Origin of the sequence: Acidovorax sp. HMWF018 (assembly GCF_003061035.1) — a bacterium.
Classification (GTDB): Bacteria; Pseudomonadota; Gammaproteobacteria; order Burkholderiales; family Burkholderiaceae_C; genus Acidovorax; species Acidovorax delafieldii.
This window is the reverse complement of the sequence record NZ_QAIM01000543.1, coordinates 1-14,357: the sequence shown is the minus strand read 5'-3', so window position 1 is coordinate 14,357 and position 14,357 is coordinate 1. Positions and strand designations below refer to the sequence as shown.

Genomic DNA, 14,357 nt, shown 5'->3' with positions numbered 1-14,357 from the left:
CCGCCGTGGTCAGCGTGTGGGAGCTGCACGGCCAAAGCCGCGAGCTGCTGGCGGGCCTACCCGCCGCGTGGACCGAGGGCAACACATCGTGGATACCCACCGCCATCATCCTGGCCGGGGCGGCTACCGATGCGGTGCTGGGGCTGTGGCTGGCGCTCCGCCCCGGTCGCAAGGCGTATGGAGCGGCCCTGCTGGTGATGCTGGCCATGACACTGCTGGCCACGGCCATACACCCTGCATGGTGGCTGCACCCCTTCGGGCCGCTGACCAAGAACCTGCCGATCGCCGCCATCCTGTGGGTGCTGCTGCAAGACTCGACCACCGCGACCTCGCCACCCAAGCCATGAGCCTGTACCTCACCCTCAAATGGCTGCACATCATCTCCAGCGTGCTGCTGGTGGGCACCGGGCTGGGCTCGGCGTTCTACATGTTCTTCACCAACCGCAGCGGCAATGTGCAGGCGCAGGCGGTGGTCACACGCCTGGTGGTGCGGGCGGACTGGTGGTTCACCACGCCCACAGTGTTCATCCAGCCCGCCACGGGGCTGGCCATGGCGGCCATGGCTGGGCTGCCCTGGAGCACGCCGTGGCTCGCCGTCTCCATCGCGCTGTACCTGGTGGCCGGTGCCTGCTGGCTGCCCGTGGTGTGGCTGCAGCTGCGCATGCGCGACATGGCGGTAGAGGCGGCACAGGCGCCCCAGGGCGACGGGGTGCTGCCACCTCTGTACTGGCGCTACGCCCGCTGGTGGGAGGCACTGGGCTACCCGGCCTTTGTGGCCATGGCCGTGGTGTTCTACCTGATGGTGAACAAACCCACCCTGAACTTCTGAACCTATCATCGCCCCATGCTGATCGAGACCCTGGACACTGCCCGCGACCTGGGGCGCCTGAAGGAAATCCTGGGCGTGATGGTGCGCCACGGGTTTGGCGACACCGTGCGCCGCCTGGGCCTGGCCGACCGGCTGGAGCGCGCGGGCCAGGCGCTGAACTGGACCCACGCCGCCGATCTGGCCCGCGTGGAGCCCCCCGTGCAGGTACGGCTGGCACTCGAAGAGCTGGGCCCCGCGTTCGTCAAATTTGGCCAGATCCTCGCGGGCCGGGCCGACCTTTTTGGCCCGGAGTGGATTGCAGAATTCGAGAAGCTGCACAGCCAGGTGCCCGCCGTGCCCATCGATGCCCTGCGCCCGCAACTGCGCGAAGACCTGGGCGCCGATCCCGAAGCCGTCTTTGCCTGGTTTGACACGACACCGCTGGCCGCCGCATCGATTGCGCAAGTGCACCGCGCGCGTCTGCAGGACGGCAGCGAAGTCATCGTCAAGATCCGCCGCCCCGGCATCGCCGACACCATCCAGGCCGACCTGCGCCTGCTGCAGCGCCTGGCCGCGCTGGCCGAGGCAGAGCTGCCAGCGCTCAAGCCCTACCGGCCCCAGCAACTGGTGCGCGAGTTCGCGCGCTCGTTGCGCCGCGAGCTGGACCTGGCCGGCGAATGCCGCCAGGCCGAACGCATTGCCACCAACATGGCCGCACTGCCTCACATCGTGATCCCGCGCGTGCACTGGGCCTACACGCGCGAGCGCATCAACGTGCAGGACTTCATCGACGGCACACCCGGCGGCGCCCTGGCCGCGCTGACGCCCGAGGCCGGTTTTGACCGCACGGTGCTGGCGCAGCGCGGCGCGCAGGCGGTACTTCAGATGATCGTCAAGGACGGCGTTTTCCACGCCGACCCGCACCCGGGCAACGTGTTCTACCTGCCGGGCAACCGCATTGCCTTCATCGACTTTGGCATGGTAGGCCGCCTGTCGCAGCGCCGGCGCGACGAGTTGCTGCAGCTGCTGCTGGGCCTGGTGGAGCACCAGCCCCAGGCCGTGGCCGATGTGCTGCTGGACTGGACGGGCGACGCGCAGGGCCTGAACCTGGGCCAGCTCGAAACCGAGATCGAGGCCTTTGTGGACCAGTACCACGGCGTGCCCCTGGCGCAGCTGAGCCTGGGACAGATGCTGGCCGACGTGACGGCCATCCTGCGTGAACACCACCTGGGCCTGCCGTCCGATCTGGCGCTGCTGATCAAGGCCTTCATCTCGCTCGAAGGCATGGGCCGCAACCTCGACCCGGACTTCCATATGGCGACAGAGGCCCTGCCGCTGCTCAAGCAGGTGGTGCGCGAGCGTTATGAGCCCAAGGTGCTGGCCGGGCGGGCCTGGAGCACCTTGCGCCGTGCACTGGCCGCGGTGGAGCAGCTACCGGACGACATCGGACGGCTGCTGCGCAACGCGCGGCGCGGGCACCTGCAAGTGGGCATCGAGCTGGCCCACCTCAAGCGCGTGGGCGACCAGATCGACCGGTCGGCCAACCGGCTGGCCATGGCGCTGGTGATTGCGGCGCTGATCATCGGCTCGTCCATCGTGATGACCGTGAAAGGCGGGCCTACGCTGTTCGGCCTGCCAGCGTTTGGGTTCCTGGGGTTCTTTGGGGCCGTGGTGTGTGGCCTGTGGCTGGTGCGGGCCATCTGGCGCAGCAGCCATCACCGCGATGATGACTGAACGCTGCATACCACTGGTTTAAAAAGCACACGCCGCGCTACCCCACCAGGCAGACAGACGCGGCGTGTGCACACACTCGCAACCAGACGGCCGCCCGCGTTCAGGGCAGCCCAAACCCCAACCGTTGCAATACCGCCTGAGCAGGCGGTTGGCGCAGCGCACTGGCAAATGCCTGGGCCGCAGCGGGCGCATCTGAACGCACAGTCAGGCCGTAGGCGGCGCCTACTTGCAGCGCGACTGGCAGCTGCACCACGCGCAGGCGCGGCACCTCGGCCTGGGCGGCCACTGCGTTGGTGCAGTAGGTCAAAAACACATCGGCCTGGCGCTGGTCCATCACCCAGGCATAGGTGCCCCGGCCCGCAGGCGGCTTGGGCGAATCCGCACCGCCGGTGAGTTTCAGGGCCTTGGCGTCCAGCTGGGCATACGCACCCGGCTGAACCTTGTCGGCCTGGCGGAACAGCGCCCACACGTAGTCGCCCGACAGGTCGGCCTTGGGTGTGGAGGTGCCCACGCGCACGTCACTGCGCAGCAAGGTGGCCAGCAAGGTGTCGGGGGTGGCGCTGATCTGTTCGCTGGTCAGCGCACACAGCGCGTTGCGCGTGAACACCACGGGCGCCTGCCAGCCGCCCCGGGCCGCCAGGCGCTGCGGGTGGTCTGTGTCGGCCGAGGCAAAGACCTGTGCGGGCTCGTCCTTCTCGATGCGCTCACGCAGCAGGCCCGAGGCGCCAAAGGTCAGCGCCACCTTCTGGCCGGTGCGGGCCTCGTGGTCGCGCGCGATCTCGGTGAACGCTTCGCGCAGGCTGCCAGCGGCATACACCTGCACGGGGGCAGCGTCAGCCATGGGCGCCTGGGCGGGCGCGGTCACACAACCGGCCAGGGCCCAGGCCAGCCCGGCGGCTGCAGCGGCCACCGCCGCGGGTGAACGGTTTGCCATGGGGAGTGCTCACTGGGCCGCGTTCGGGAAGAACAGCTGCTCGCCACCAATCTTGTAGCCCGTAATCGCGAGCTGGCCGGCGGGAGACACCACCCAGTCCACAAACTTCTGCGCGTCCTGCGACTTCACATGCGGGTGCTTGGCGGGGTTCACGACCATCACGCCGTACTGGTTGAAGAGCTTGGTGTCGCCCTCGACCAGAACGGCCAGGTCCGCGCGGTTCTTGAAGTTGAGCCAGGTGCCACGGTCGGCCAGCACATAGGCGCCGCTTGACGCCGCGATGTTGAGCGCTGGCCCCATGCCGCAGCCACATTCCTTGTAGCCGCTGCCTTTCGATGTATTTGCAGCCTCGGCACCGGCCAGCTTCCAGTAGCGCAGCTCGGCGGCGTGGGTGCCGCTCTTGTCGCCGCGCGAGATGAAGTTGCCATTGGCGGCAGAGAGCTTCTGCAGCGCCTGCACGATGTCCTTGCCTTTGGTGCCCACCGGGTCGTTCTTGGGACCGATGAGGATGAAGTCGTTGTACATCACGGGGTAGCGCTTCACGCCCCAGCCATCGGCCACAAACTTTTCTTCGGCCACCTGGTCGTGCACAAACAGCACGTCGGCGTCACCCCGACGCGCCATGTCAAGCGCCTGGCCGGTGCCCAGCGCCACCACCTTGATGTCGAGGCCACTGGCCTTCTTGAACTCGGGCAACAGGTAGCCAAACAGGCCCGACTGCTCGGTGGAGGTGGTGGAGGCCATGGTGATGCTCTGCGCAAACGCTGAACTCGACGCTACTAAAACAATAGCTGCCAGCGCTTTGGACACTAGCGCTCCCGCGCGAAAAGGCTTGAAATTTTTCATCGCCGGGCCGCCCCAAGAGGAAAAGGCCCCCTTGGGGGGCAGCGACCACACGAAGTGGGAAGCGTGGGGGTCAATTCGCGTCATACCAGCTCTCCTTTGACAAACAATCGGGCGGCCTCCGGCAAGGGGCCATTGAAAAAGTCATGCACCGGCAAGTCCGCCACCAGACTGCCGTGCTCCATGTAGATCACGCGGCTGGCCTGGCGCTTGACCTGGCCCAGGTTGTGGCTGCTGAACACCATGGTCACGGGGTGCACCGGGCCGCCCGCGCCGTGGCTGGCCGCAAAGTCAGCCATCAGGGCCTCCACCTCGCGCTTGGCGTGGGGGTCGAGGCTGGCAGTGGGCTCATCGAGCAGCAGCACATCGGGCCGCAGGGCCCATGCACGGGCCAGCGCCACACGCTGCTGCTGGCCGCCCGACAGGGTGCGCGCGTTCTGCGCTGCAATGCCCTGCAGGCCCACCCGCTGCAAGGCCGTCAGCGCCAGCGGGCGCGCATCGCGCCAGCGGGTGCCGCGCAGCCACAGGGCCAGGGCCACGTTGTTCTGGGCACTGGTGCGCAGCATGTGCGGGCGCTGGAACAGCATGGCCTGGCGCAGCGACGCATCGCATTGCAGGCCGCCCCCATGCGTGTCGGCCAGGCCATGCAGCACGCGCAGCAAGGTGCTCTTGCCACTGCCGTTGGCGCCCACAAGCGCCACGCGCTCGCCGGGTGCGATGCGCAGCGTGACCTGGTCCAGCGCCTGCACGCGGCCGTAGCGCACGGTCACCTGCCGCAGGTCCACCCAGGGGGTTGGCAAAGGCCCGCTCATGCAGCCACTCCCACCGGCGTGCTGGAGGCCGAGCCATCCACCCGCTCGCGCCAGCGCCTCAGCAATGCAATCAGCACATTGAGCGCCAGCACCACGGCCAGCAGGATCATGCCCAGCGCCAGTGCCAGCGGCAGGTCGCCCTTGCTGGTCTCCAGCGCGATGGCGGTGGTCATCACGCGCGTAAAGCCGTCGATGTTGCCGCCCACGATCATCACGGCACCGACCTCGGAGATCGCGCGGCCAAACGATGCCAGCAGCACGGTGAGCAGCGCATACCGCTCGTCCCACGCCAGCAGCAGGCTGCGCAGCAACGGGCCGGCGCCCATGGAGCGCAGCTGCTCGCCATGCGCGCGCTCGGCGTCTTCCACCGTCTGGCGCGTGAGCGCGGTGACCACCGGCAACACCAGAATGGCCTGCGCCAGCACCATGGCCTTGAAGCTGAACAGCCAGCCCAGCGAGCCCAGCGGCCCGCTGCGCGAGAGCACCAGGTACACCACCAGCCCCACCACCACCGAAGGCACGGCCAGCAAGGTGTTGAGCACCGCCAGCACAGCGCCACGGCCAGTGAAGCGGGCCACGCCCAGCCAGGCGCCCAGCACCAGGCCCACCCCGCAGGCCATCACACAGGCGGTGGCGCTGACAGACAAGGAACGGCCCACGATGGTCCAGAGGACAGGGTCGGACGAGAGGGTGAGTTCAAGCGCTGTGCTCGCGCTTTCGGTGAGGGTGGACATGGGGCCAGGGGATCGGTTTGGGCTATCGTAGGCACCCATCCAATATCCAGCGATATGAACTCCCGTGCATAGGGTCCAACTTCACTACACACTCAGCCGCGACGCGGGCACTGCGCTCATCCGCAATCCGTTGCCCGAGCTGTTGCAGGCCGTGGCCGAGCATGGCTCCATCTCGGGCGCTGCGCGCGCGCTGGACCTGTCCTACCGCCATGTCTGGGGCGCCCTCAAACGCTGGGAAGACCAGCTGGGCGGCGAATTGATCATCTGGGGCAAGGGCCAGTCGGCGCAACTCAGCGAGTTCGGCAGCAAGCTGCTGTGGGCCGAACGCCAGGCCCAGGCCCGCCTGGCGCCCCAGATTGCCGCGCTGCACGCCGACCTGGAGCGCGCGTTTGCCGTGGCCTTCGACCCCAACGCCCATGTGCTCACCCTCTACGCCAGCCATGATGATGCATTGGCGGCGCTGCGTGCCCATGCCGCCACACAGACCGATGTGGGCGCGCTGCACCTCGACATCCGGTTCACCGGCAGCGTAGACGCCATCCGAGCGCTGAACGAGGGGCGTTGCACCCTGGCGGGCTTTCACACCGTGGCTGACGCAGCCGCACAGTCGCTCACCGCGCGCACCTACCAGCCACTGCTACAGCCCGGGCTGCACAAGATCATTGGATTCGCACAGCGCACCCAAGGGCTCATCGTGGCCCCCGGCAATCCGCTGGGTCTGCGCAGCCTGGCCGATGTGGCCCGCACCGGCGCCCGCTTCATCAACCGGCCGCTGGGCTCGGGCACGCGGGTGCTGCTGGACGACCTGCTGGCCCAGGCCAGCATGGACCCAGGGAGCATCGTGGGCTACGCGCTCAACGAACCCTCCCACACCGCCATCGCCCAGGCCGTGGCTGCAGGGGCTGCCGATGTGGGCATGGGCATCGAGCTGGCGGCCCGCGCGCGCGGGCTGGAGTTTGTCCCCCTGGTGCACGAGCGCTACCACCTGGCATGCCTGAAAGCCAGCCTGGACCAGCCCGCCACGCTGGCACTGCGCACCCTCTTGCAAACACCTGAATGGCTGGCACACATGACCACGCTGCCGGGCTACACCGCCTGGCACTGCGGCGAGGTGCAGGCCATGAGCACGGTGCTGCCGTGGTGGCAATTTGCGCGGAAAAAGCGTGCTTCCACGCCTAGGAAGAAACCCTAATTGCTGCAGTTTTGATAGCTGAAGAATGAGCAGCTGCTGCGGGATAACACCGTCACGCTGCTGTCAGACTCCGCCTACAGTGCTCCGTAGAATCGCGCCGTCGTCAAAGTGTGCCCTGCCCCAGCGCCTACCCGCGCGGGGCCCGGGCATCTCGCACACACAGCCTTTTTATTGGAGACACCATGCAGGCTCTATTGAAGTTATCAAGAGGGATCGACTGGATTAACACCCAGGTCGGCAAGTACGTGGTCTGGCTGATCCTGGCCTCCACGGTCATCAGCGGCGTGAACGCCGTGGTGCGCAAGGCGTTCAACATCAGCTCCAATGCCTTCCTGGAAGTGCAGTGGTACCTGTTTGCTGCGTCGTTCCTGCTGGCAGCTGGCTACACGCTGCTGCAGGGCGAGCACGTGAAGGTCGATGTGATCTCGAGCCGCTTTTCCAAGCGCACGCAGATCTGGATCGACGTGTTCGGCTACATCGTCTTTCTCACCCCCATGTGCCTGGCTGTGCTCTGGTATGGGGTTCCGTTCTTCACGCGCGCACTGGCATCGGGCGAAATGTCCAACAACGCAGGTGGCCTGATCCGCTGGCCCGTGTACCTGATGATGCCCCTGGGCTTCACGCTGCTGTGGCTGCAAGGCATTTCTGAACTCATCAAGCGCCTGGGCTTTCTGCAAGGCCTGATCGAAGATCCGACGGTCAAGAAGGTCGAAAAGACGGCCGAGGAAGAATTGGCTGAATCCATCCGCAACCTGGCCGAAGCCGCCAAGGGCAACGGCAAGAACAAGGCCGAGGCTCACTGAGCGGCCCTACCAAGCGGAGCACACACCATGGAATTTTTGACCCATAACCTCGCCCCCATCATGTTCGCGGGGCTCATCTGCTTCTTGCTGGTGGGCTTCCCGGTCGCATTCAGTCTGGGCGCCTGTGGACTTTTCTTCGCCTTCATCGGCATTGAATTGAACGTACTTCCCGAAGCGCTGCTGCAAGCCGTGCCGCTGCGCATCTTCGGCATCATGCAGAACGACACCCTGCTGGCCATTCCGTTCTTCACGCTCATGGGGCTCATATTGGAGCGAAGCGGGATGGCGGAAGACCTGCTGGACACCATTGGCCAGCTGTTTGGCCCCATCCGGGGTGGCCTGGCACTGGCCGTGATCTTTGTGGGCGCGCTGCTGGCCGCCACCACGGGCGTGGTGGCCGCGTCGGTGATCTCGATGGGCTTGATCTCGCTGCCCATCATGCTGCGCTATGGCTATGACCGCCGACTGGCTGCGGGCGTGATTGCTGCGTCCGGCACGCTCGCACAGATCATTCCGCCGTCGCTGGTGCTGATCATCATTGCCGACCAGATGGGCCGCAGCGTGGGCGACATGTACAAGGGCGCCTTCCTGCCCGGCTTGATGCTCACCGGCTTCTATGCGCTGTACGTCATCCTGCTGGCAATCTTCAAGCCCCAATGGGTGCCTGCGATCCCGCCCGAAGCCCGTACGCTGCGTGACGACAACGGCAAAAGCGGTGTGACCTCCCTGCTGGTGCTGACCGGCATCTGCGTTGCCGCCTCGATGTATGTGGCCAAGAACATGGCCGCCCTGCACACCTGGTGGTCGGGCGAGGCGGTGGAACGCGTGGCGCTGGACGAAACCATCGTGGTGGCCATGTGCTTTGGCGTGGCCCTGGCCTTCGTGGTCGCCAGCGTCAACAAGATCACCCGCCTGGGCCTGCTGTCCAAGGCTGCGGAACGCGTGACGTTCGTGCTGATTCCCCCGCTGCTGCTGATCTTCCTGGTGCTGGGCACCATCTTCCTGGGTGTTGCAACCCCCACCGAAGGCGGCGCCATGGGCGCGCTGGGCGCAGGCATCATGGCCATCATCCGTGGTCGCCTGAGCCTTTCGCTGCTCAAGCAGGCCGTAACTACCACCACCAAGCTGTCGTGTTTTGTGGTGTTCATCCTGGTGGGCGCGACCATGTTCGGCCTGACCTTCCAGGGCGTGGACGGCCCGCTGTGGGTGGAACACCTGCTGACCGGCTTGCCTGGTGGACAGCTGGGATTCCTGATCGTCGTGAACATCATGGTGTTCTTCCTGGCGTTCTTCCTGGACTTCTTTGAGCTGTCCTTCATCGTGGTGCCGCTGCTGGCCCCGGTGGCCAACAAGCTGGGCATTGACCTGATCTGGTTCGGGGTGCTGCTGGCCGTGAACATGCAGACCTCGTTCATGCACCCACCGTTCGGCTTCGCGCTGTTCTACCTGCGCAGCGTGGCCCCGGCGAAGGAGTACCTCGACAAGGTCACCAAGAAGATGATTGCGCCGGTGACCACGCCGCAGATCTACTGGGGTGCCATCCCATTCCTGATCATCCAGTTGATGATGGTGGGCCTGATCATCGCCTTCCCAGGCATCGTCTCCAGCGGCCTAGACAAGGCCGAGGTGTATGACCTGGACAAGGTCCGTATGGAAATGGAAGCCACCATGCCCGACGCGGCCGGAGCCCCCGAGGCCACCGACCCCACGGCTGGCATGGAAGGCGCTGGAGCTGCCCCTGGCGATACTGCGGCCCCCGCTGCAGACGACCCACTCAAGGCCCTGCAGGATTCGCTGGCCAACGAGAAGAAGTGATCCGAACCGCACAGGGCTGTTGACCAGCCCCTGAAGCAAACATAGCCCCGGCAGATATCGTCTGCCGGGGCTTTTTTCATGGGCTTGTCTCGCGCAGCGCGTGGCCTAAGACAGGGCCACTAACGGACGGCTCGGCCCCCTACTCAACCCAAGGAGCCAATTCACACTGATCCACCCAGTCTCATAGCACATAGGCCGCCACCCACGCCTTGAGGTGCTGCCCTCTGCGGACCACTGAACCCGCTGGCAAGCGCCTACCGAGGGATCGCGCAGACGTGCAGATCACAGCAACAGGGGCGACACCTTGAGCCCCAGCCGGCCGAACATCGCCGTGCGACCTACCAGCGTCTTCTGCACCGCAGCACCTTTGGACCGAGCACCCCACCCCACCACCAGACGCAAAAAAACCCGCCAGGCGAACCAGGCGGGTTTTCTGATCGACACGCCCTGCGGCTTGCGCCGCAGCCGGGCTATCAGATCTTCTGTGCAGACATGAAGGTGTCGTAGCGGGCTTCGGCAAAGCGGAACCAGAGGATCTGGTCGCGCTGGAAGGCACGCATGTCGGCGTAGATTTTCTTCCACTCGGGGCTCTTGGCGTCGTTCTCGGCGAACACTTCCATCGAAGCCTTGAACGAAGCATCCATCACAGCTTGCGAGAAAGGCAGCACCTTGGTCTTGGCAGCCACGAGCTGCTTCAGGGCCGTGGGGTTCAGCGCGTCGTACTTGGCGAGCATGTCCACGTGGGCCACGTTGGTTGCAGCTTCGATGATGGCCTTGTTCTCAGCCGACAGGCCGTCGAACGCCTTCTGGTTGACGAAGAAGTCCACTTCAGGACCGCCTTCCCACCAGCCGGGGTAGTAGTAGAACGGAGCGACTTTGTTGAAGCCCAGCTTCTGGTCGTCGTACGGACCCACCCACTCGGCGGCATCCAGTGTGCCCTTTTCGAGGGCTTGGTAAATTTCGCCGCCAGGGATGCTCTGAGGCACAGCACCCAGCTTCTGCATCACTTCACCGATCAGGCCGCCACCCAGGCGCATCTTCATGCCCTTGAAGTCGGCAGGCGACTTGATTTCCTTGCGGAACCAGCCACCCATCTGCGTGCCGGTGTTGCCACCTGCGAAGCTGATCATGTTGAAGCCGCCGTAGAACTCGTTCATGAGCTTGCGGCCGTTGCCATGCAACATCCAGGCGTTCATCTGGCGGGCATTGAAGCCGAAAGGCACTGCCGAGCCCAGCGCGAAGGCGGGGTTCTTGCCGTAGAAGTAGTAAGGCACGGTGTGTGCCATTTCCACGGTGCCTTGCTGCACGCCGTCCACCACGCCGAAGGGAGGCATCAGCTCGCCACCAGCGTGCACGGAGATTTCAAACTTGCCGCCCGACATGGCCTTGACGGCCTTGGAGAACACATCAGCGCCGCCATAGATGGTGTCCAGCGACTTGGGGAAGCTGGAGGCCAGACGCCAGCGAATGGCAGCCTGGGCGTGGACGGCGGGCGCAGCGCCTGCAGCCAGCACACCGGCAATGCCAGCATGCTTGATGATTGAACGACGATCCATGAGGTTCTCTCCGATATATTGATTGCAAAACTTGGTGCGCACGCGTTGTGCACGGCCGACCAAGGACATGTTTCAGCCGGGACCATTGTAGGAACATGCCCCCCAGGACTTTTGCGGGTTTTCCCGCGAAATTTCGGCGCCAACACACACCTTCAGGGTTCTGCAAGCATCTGCGCGACAGCGGTGCAAAGACCCTCCCGGCAACCAAAAGCCAACGCACTGCGCTGACCGCAGCCCTCCGCCTTTTAGCCCGCGCTGCCTGGCAAAAACCGCGCTGCAATCGATGCGCGAATGCCGGCTGCATCCAGCCCCTGCAACGCCAGCAACTTGGCCGGGTCACCATGCTCGATAAAGACATCGGGCAACCCCAGCTGCAACACGGGGCGCACGATGCCCATGGCGTTGAGTGCCTCGGTCACTGCGCTGCCCGCCCCACCCATGATGGCGCCCTCTTCGACCGTCACGAGGGCGTCGTGCCGCTCGGCCACCTCGCGCAGCAAGGCCTCATCGATGGGCTTGGCCCAGCGCATGTTGACCACGGTGGCATCGATCGCCTCGCCCACTTCGAGCGCGGGATACAGCAAGGTGCCAAACGCCAGGATGGCAATGCGGGGCGCCTTGCCGTTCGCATCACCCTTGCGCTCGCGGCGAATCTCGCCTTTGCCGAACGGCAGGCCATCGAGCGCTGCCAGCGGCGCCACACCCGCGCCGCTACCACGCGGGTAACGCACGGCCACGGGGTGGTCCTGTTCAAACGCACTGCTGAGCAACTGGCGGCATTCGCGCTCGTCAGCCGGGCAGGCCATGCTCATGTTCGGAATGCAGCGCACGAACGGGATGTCATAGGCGCCTGCATGCGTGGCACCGTCGGCGCCCACCAGGCCCGCACGGTCCAGTGCAAACACCACGGGCAGGTTCTGCAAGGCCACGTCGTGGATCAACTGGTCGTAGCCACGCTGCAAAAACGTGGAGTAGATGGCAACCACGGGCTTCACACCCTCGCAGGCCATGCCCGCAGCGAACGTGACAGCGTGCTGTTCAGCAATGCCCACGTCGTAGTAGCGGTCCGGAAAGCGCTTTTCGAACTCGACCATGCCCGAGCCCTCGCGCATGGCGGGCGTGATGCCCACCAGGCGCGCGTCCTGCGCCGCCATGTCACACAGCCACTGGCCAAACACCTGGGTGAAGGTCTGCTTGGGCGGCGTGGCGGGCTTGGTCAGGCCCACGGAGGGATCGAACTTTCCGGGGCCGTGGTAGGCCACGGGGTCGGCCTCGGCCAGCTTGTAGCCCTGCCCCTTCTTGGTGACCACATGCAGGAACTGCGGACCCTTGAGGCTCTTGATGTTCTCCAGGGTGGGGATCAGCGAATCGAGGTCGTGCCCGTCGATGGGGCCGATGTAATTGAAGCCGAATTTCTCGAACAGCGTGGCGGGCACCACCATGCCCTTGGCCTGTTGCTCGAAGCGCTTGGCAAATTCGAGCAGGGGCGGCACGGGGCGCAAAACGGTCTTGCCCACATTCTTGGCGGCGGCGTAGAACTGCCCGCTCATCAGTTGCGCGAGATAGCGGTTGAGCGCGCCCACGGGCGGGCTGATGCTCATGTCGTTGTCGTTCAGCACCACCAGCAGGTTGCAGTCGGCCACACCCGCGTTGTTGAGCGCCTCGAACGCCATGCCGGCACTCATCGCGCCATCTCCAATAATGGCCACGGCATGGCGGTTGTCGCCCTTGCGCTTGGCAGCCAGCGCCATGCCCAAGGCTGCCGAGATGCTGGTGCTGGAATGCGCAGTGCCAAACGTGTCGTAGATGCTCTCCGCCCGTTGCGGAAAGCCCGAGATACCGCCCATCTGGCGCAGCGTGTGCATGCGGTCACGGCGGCCGGTCAGGATCTTGTGCGGGTAGGTCTGGTGGCCCACATCCCACACCAGGCGGTCTTCCGGGGTGTTGAAGACATGGTGCAAAGCCACGGTCAGCTCCACCGTGCCCAGGTTGGAGCTGAGGTGGCCACCGGTCTGCGACACGCTCTGCAGCACGAACTCGCGCAACTCGGTCGCCAGCACCTTGAGGTCCGCGCGCGAGAGCCGGCGCAGGTCTGCCGGGTCATTGATGGTCTGCAGCAAGGGGAAGGGTGTCGTGGACATTGACTATTCTTTTGATAGCTACGAGCGCAAGAGATTCAAGCACCAGCAGGCATTTGGACATTGAGAGAGTCGCCAGGGACCAGGGCCGGGCTCAGTGGGAGCGGCGCACGACCATGTCCGCCAGGGCTGCCAGGGCACGGGTGTCGGGCAAGCCACTGCGGCCCAGGGCCGCATGGGCCTCGGCCAGCAGCTCCTGCGCGTAGGTCTGCGCACGCTCCAGACCGAGCAACGATACGTAGGTGGGTTTGTCTGCGGCCGCGTCCTTGCCCGCCGTTTTCCCCAGGGTGGCCGAGTCCGCCACCACATCCAGGATGTCGTCCACCACCTGGAACGCCAGCCCCATGGCAGCGCCATAGTCTGACAGGGCCTGGTAGGCGGTGGGCGCCGCGTGGCCACACAGGGCCCCCATGAGCACGCTGCCCTGGAGCAAGGCGCCTGTCTTGAGACGGTGCATCTGGCGCAATTGCGCTTCGGTCAGCGCCAAGCCCACGCTGGCCAGGTCAATCGCCTGACCGCCCGCCATGCCGGCCGATCCCGCAGCCCGCGCGAGCAGCCGGCACAAAGCCGCCTGCGTGGCAGCGGGGATCAGGGTGTTGTCGGGGGTCAGCAGTTCAAACGCAAAGGCCTGCAGCGCGTCACCCGCCAGCAGGGCCTGGGCTTCGCCAAACTGCACATGCACCGTGGGTTTGCCACGGCGCAGCACGTCGTTGTCCATGCAGGGCATGTCGTCGTGGACCAGCGAATACGCGTGGATCAGCTCCACCGCGCACGCGGCCCGCAGGGCAGCTTCGTTCAGAGCTGCCTGAACCGCCGCGCCATCGGGTGCCACGGAGTCCGAAGTGCCGCTGCGCGCCGCCTCGTAGGCAGCCAACACCAGCAAGGGTCGCAGGCGCTTTCCGCCGTCCAGGACGGCGTAACGCATGGCGTCGCCCAGCCCTGCCGGAGCGCCGTCGCCCACCCACAAGGACAGCGCCTGCTCCACACG

General features: G+C 65.6%; 14 protein-coding genes. 6 read left to right on the top strand and 8 right to left on the bottom strand.

What is annotated here, in order from left to right:
* From DBR23_RS23020 to DBR23_RS23010, 3 genes are all read left to right on the top strand, one after another.
* Positions 1-347 (top strand): DoxX-like family protein (locus tag DBR23_RS23020; RefSeq protein WP_108499696.1); only part of this gene is annotated, 347 nt, incomplete at its 5' end.
* Positions 344-829 carry a DUF2269 domain-containing protein gene (locus tag DBR23_RS23015; protein ID WP_108499695.1) on the top strand — a complete coding sequence of 162 codons (486 nt, stop codon included), beginning with the start codon at positions 344-346 and terminating at the stop codon, positions 827-829. The genes DBR23_RS23020 and DBR23_RS23015, both read left to right, overlap by 4 nt.
* A 15-nt stretch (positions 830-844) precedes the next feature.
* Complete coding sequence (locus DBR23_RS23010) at positions 845-2,542, top strand: AarF/ABC1/UbiB kinase family protein (RefSeq protein WP_108499694.1); 1,698 nt, start codon at positions 845-847, stop codon at positions 2,540-2,542.
* 100 nt (positions 2,543-2,642) lie between these two features.
* On the opposite strand, the gene DBR23_RS23005 is transcribed toward DBR23_RS23010, so the two are convergent.
* The 4 genes from DBR23_RS23005 to DBR23_RS22990 form a co-directional block, all read right to left on the bottom strand.
* Complete coding sequence (locus DBR23_RS23005; protein WP_108499693.1) at positions 2,643-3,476, bottom strand: molybdate ABC transporter substrate-binding protein; 834 nt, start codon at positions 3,474-3,476, stop codon at positions 2,643-2,645.
* 9 nt (positions 3,477-3,485) lie between these two features.
* The gene (locus tag DBR23_RS23000; RefSeq protein WP_108499720.1) at positions 3,486-4,322 is read right to left on the bottom strand and encodes an extracellular solute-binding protein; all 837 of its coding nucleotides are present in this window, start codon (positions 4,320-4,322) and stop codon (positions 3,486-3,488) included.
* Positions 4,323-4,402: 80 nt separating this feature from the next.
* Positions 4,403-5,131, bottom strand: coding sequence for a phosphate ABC transporter ATP-binding protein (locus DBR23_RS22995; protein ID WP_108499692.1), 729 nt, complete (start codon positions 5,129-5,131; stop codon positions 4,403-4,405).
* On the bottom strand, positions 5,128-5,865 hold the full coding sequence (locus DBR23_RS22990; protein WP_108499691.1) for an ABC transporter permease: 738 nt from the start codon (positions 5,863-5,865) through the stop codon (positions 5,128-5,130). The genes DBR23_RS22995 and DBR23_RS22990 overlap by 4 nt, the downstream gene beginning before the upstream one ends.
* A 64-nt stretch (positions 5,866-5,929) precedes the next feature.
* Between DBR23_RS22990 and DBR23_RS22985 the strand changes: the two genes are divergently transcribed.
* The 3 genes from DBR23_RS22985 (at position 5,930) to DBR23_RS22975 (ending at position 9,675) form a co-directional block, all read left to right on the top strand.
* Complete coding sequence (locus tag DBR23_RS22985; RefSeq protein WP_108499690.1) at positions 5,930-7,057, top strand: substrate-binding domain-containing protein; 1,128 nt, start codon at positions 5,930-5,932, stop codon at positions 7,055-7,057.
* A gap of 182 nt (positions 7,058-7,239) precedes the next feature.
* The gene (locus tag DBR23_RS22980; RefSeq protein ID WP_056748212.1) at positions 7,240-7,860 is read left to right on the top strand and encodes a TRAP transporter small permease subunit; all 621 of its coding nucleotides are present in this window, start codon (positions 7,240-7,242) and stop codon (positions 7,858-7,860) included.
* A 27-nt stretch (positions 7,861-7,887) separates the two neighbouring features.
* Positions 7,888-9,675, top strand: a complete 1,788-nt coding sequence (locus DBR23_RS22975) for a TRAP transporter large permease subunit (protein WP_099730915.1) — start codon at positions 7,888-7,890, stop codon at positions 9,673-9,675.
* 282 nt (positions 9,676-9,957) lie between these two features.
* Here the strand turns inward: DBR23_RS22975 and DBR23_RS29760 are convergent, their stop codons facing one another.
* From DBR23_RS29760 to DBR23_RS22960, 4 genes are all read right to left on the bottom strand, one after another.
* A complete protein-coding gene (locus tag DBR23_RS29760; RefSeq protein WP_158276486.1) occupies positions 9,958-10,119 on the bottom strand; it encodes a hypothetical protein in 162 nt (53 codons plus the stop codon).
* 29 nt (positions 10,120-10,148) lie between these two features.
* A complete protein-coding gene (locus DBR23_RS22970; RefSeq protein WP_015015263.1) occupies positions 10,149-11,231 on the bottom strand; it encodes a TRAP transporter substrate-binding protein in 1,083 nt (360 codons plus the stop codon).
* Positions 11,232-11,476: 245 nt separating this feature from the next.
* Positions 11,477-13,372 (bottom strand): 1-deoxy-D-xylulose-5-phosphate synthase, encoded by a 1,896-nt coding sequence (gene dxs / locus DBR23_RS22965; protein ID WP_108499689.1) that lies wholly within the window; start codon positions 13,370-13,372, stop codon positions 11,477-11,479.
* Between the two features lie 91 nt (positions 13,373-13,463).
* On the bottom strand, positions 13,464-14,357 hold an 894-nt coding region (locus DBR23_RS22960), incomplete at its 5' end, for a polyprenyl synthetase family protein (RefSeq protein WP_108499688.1).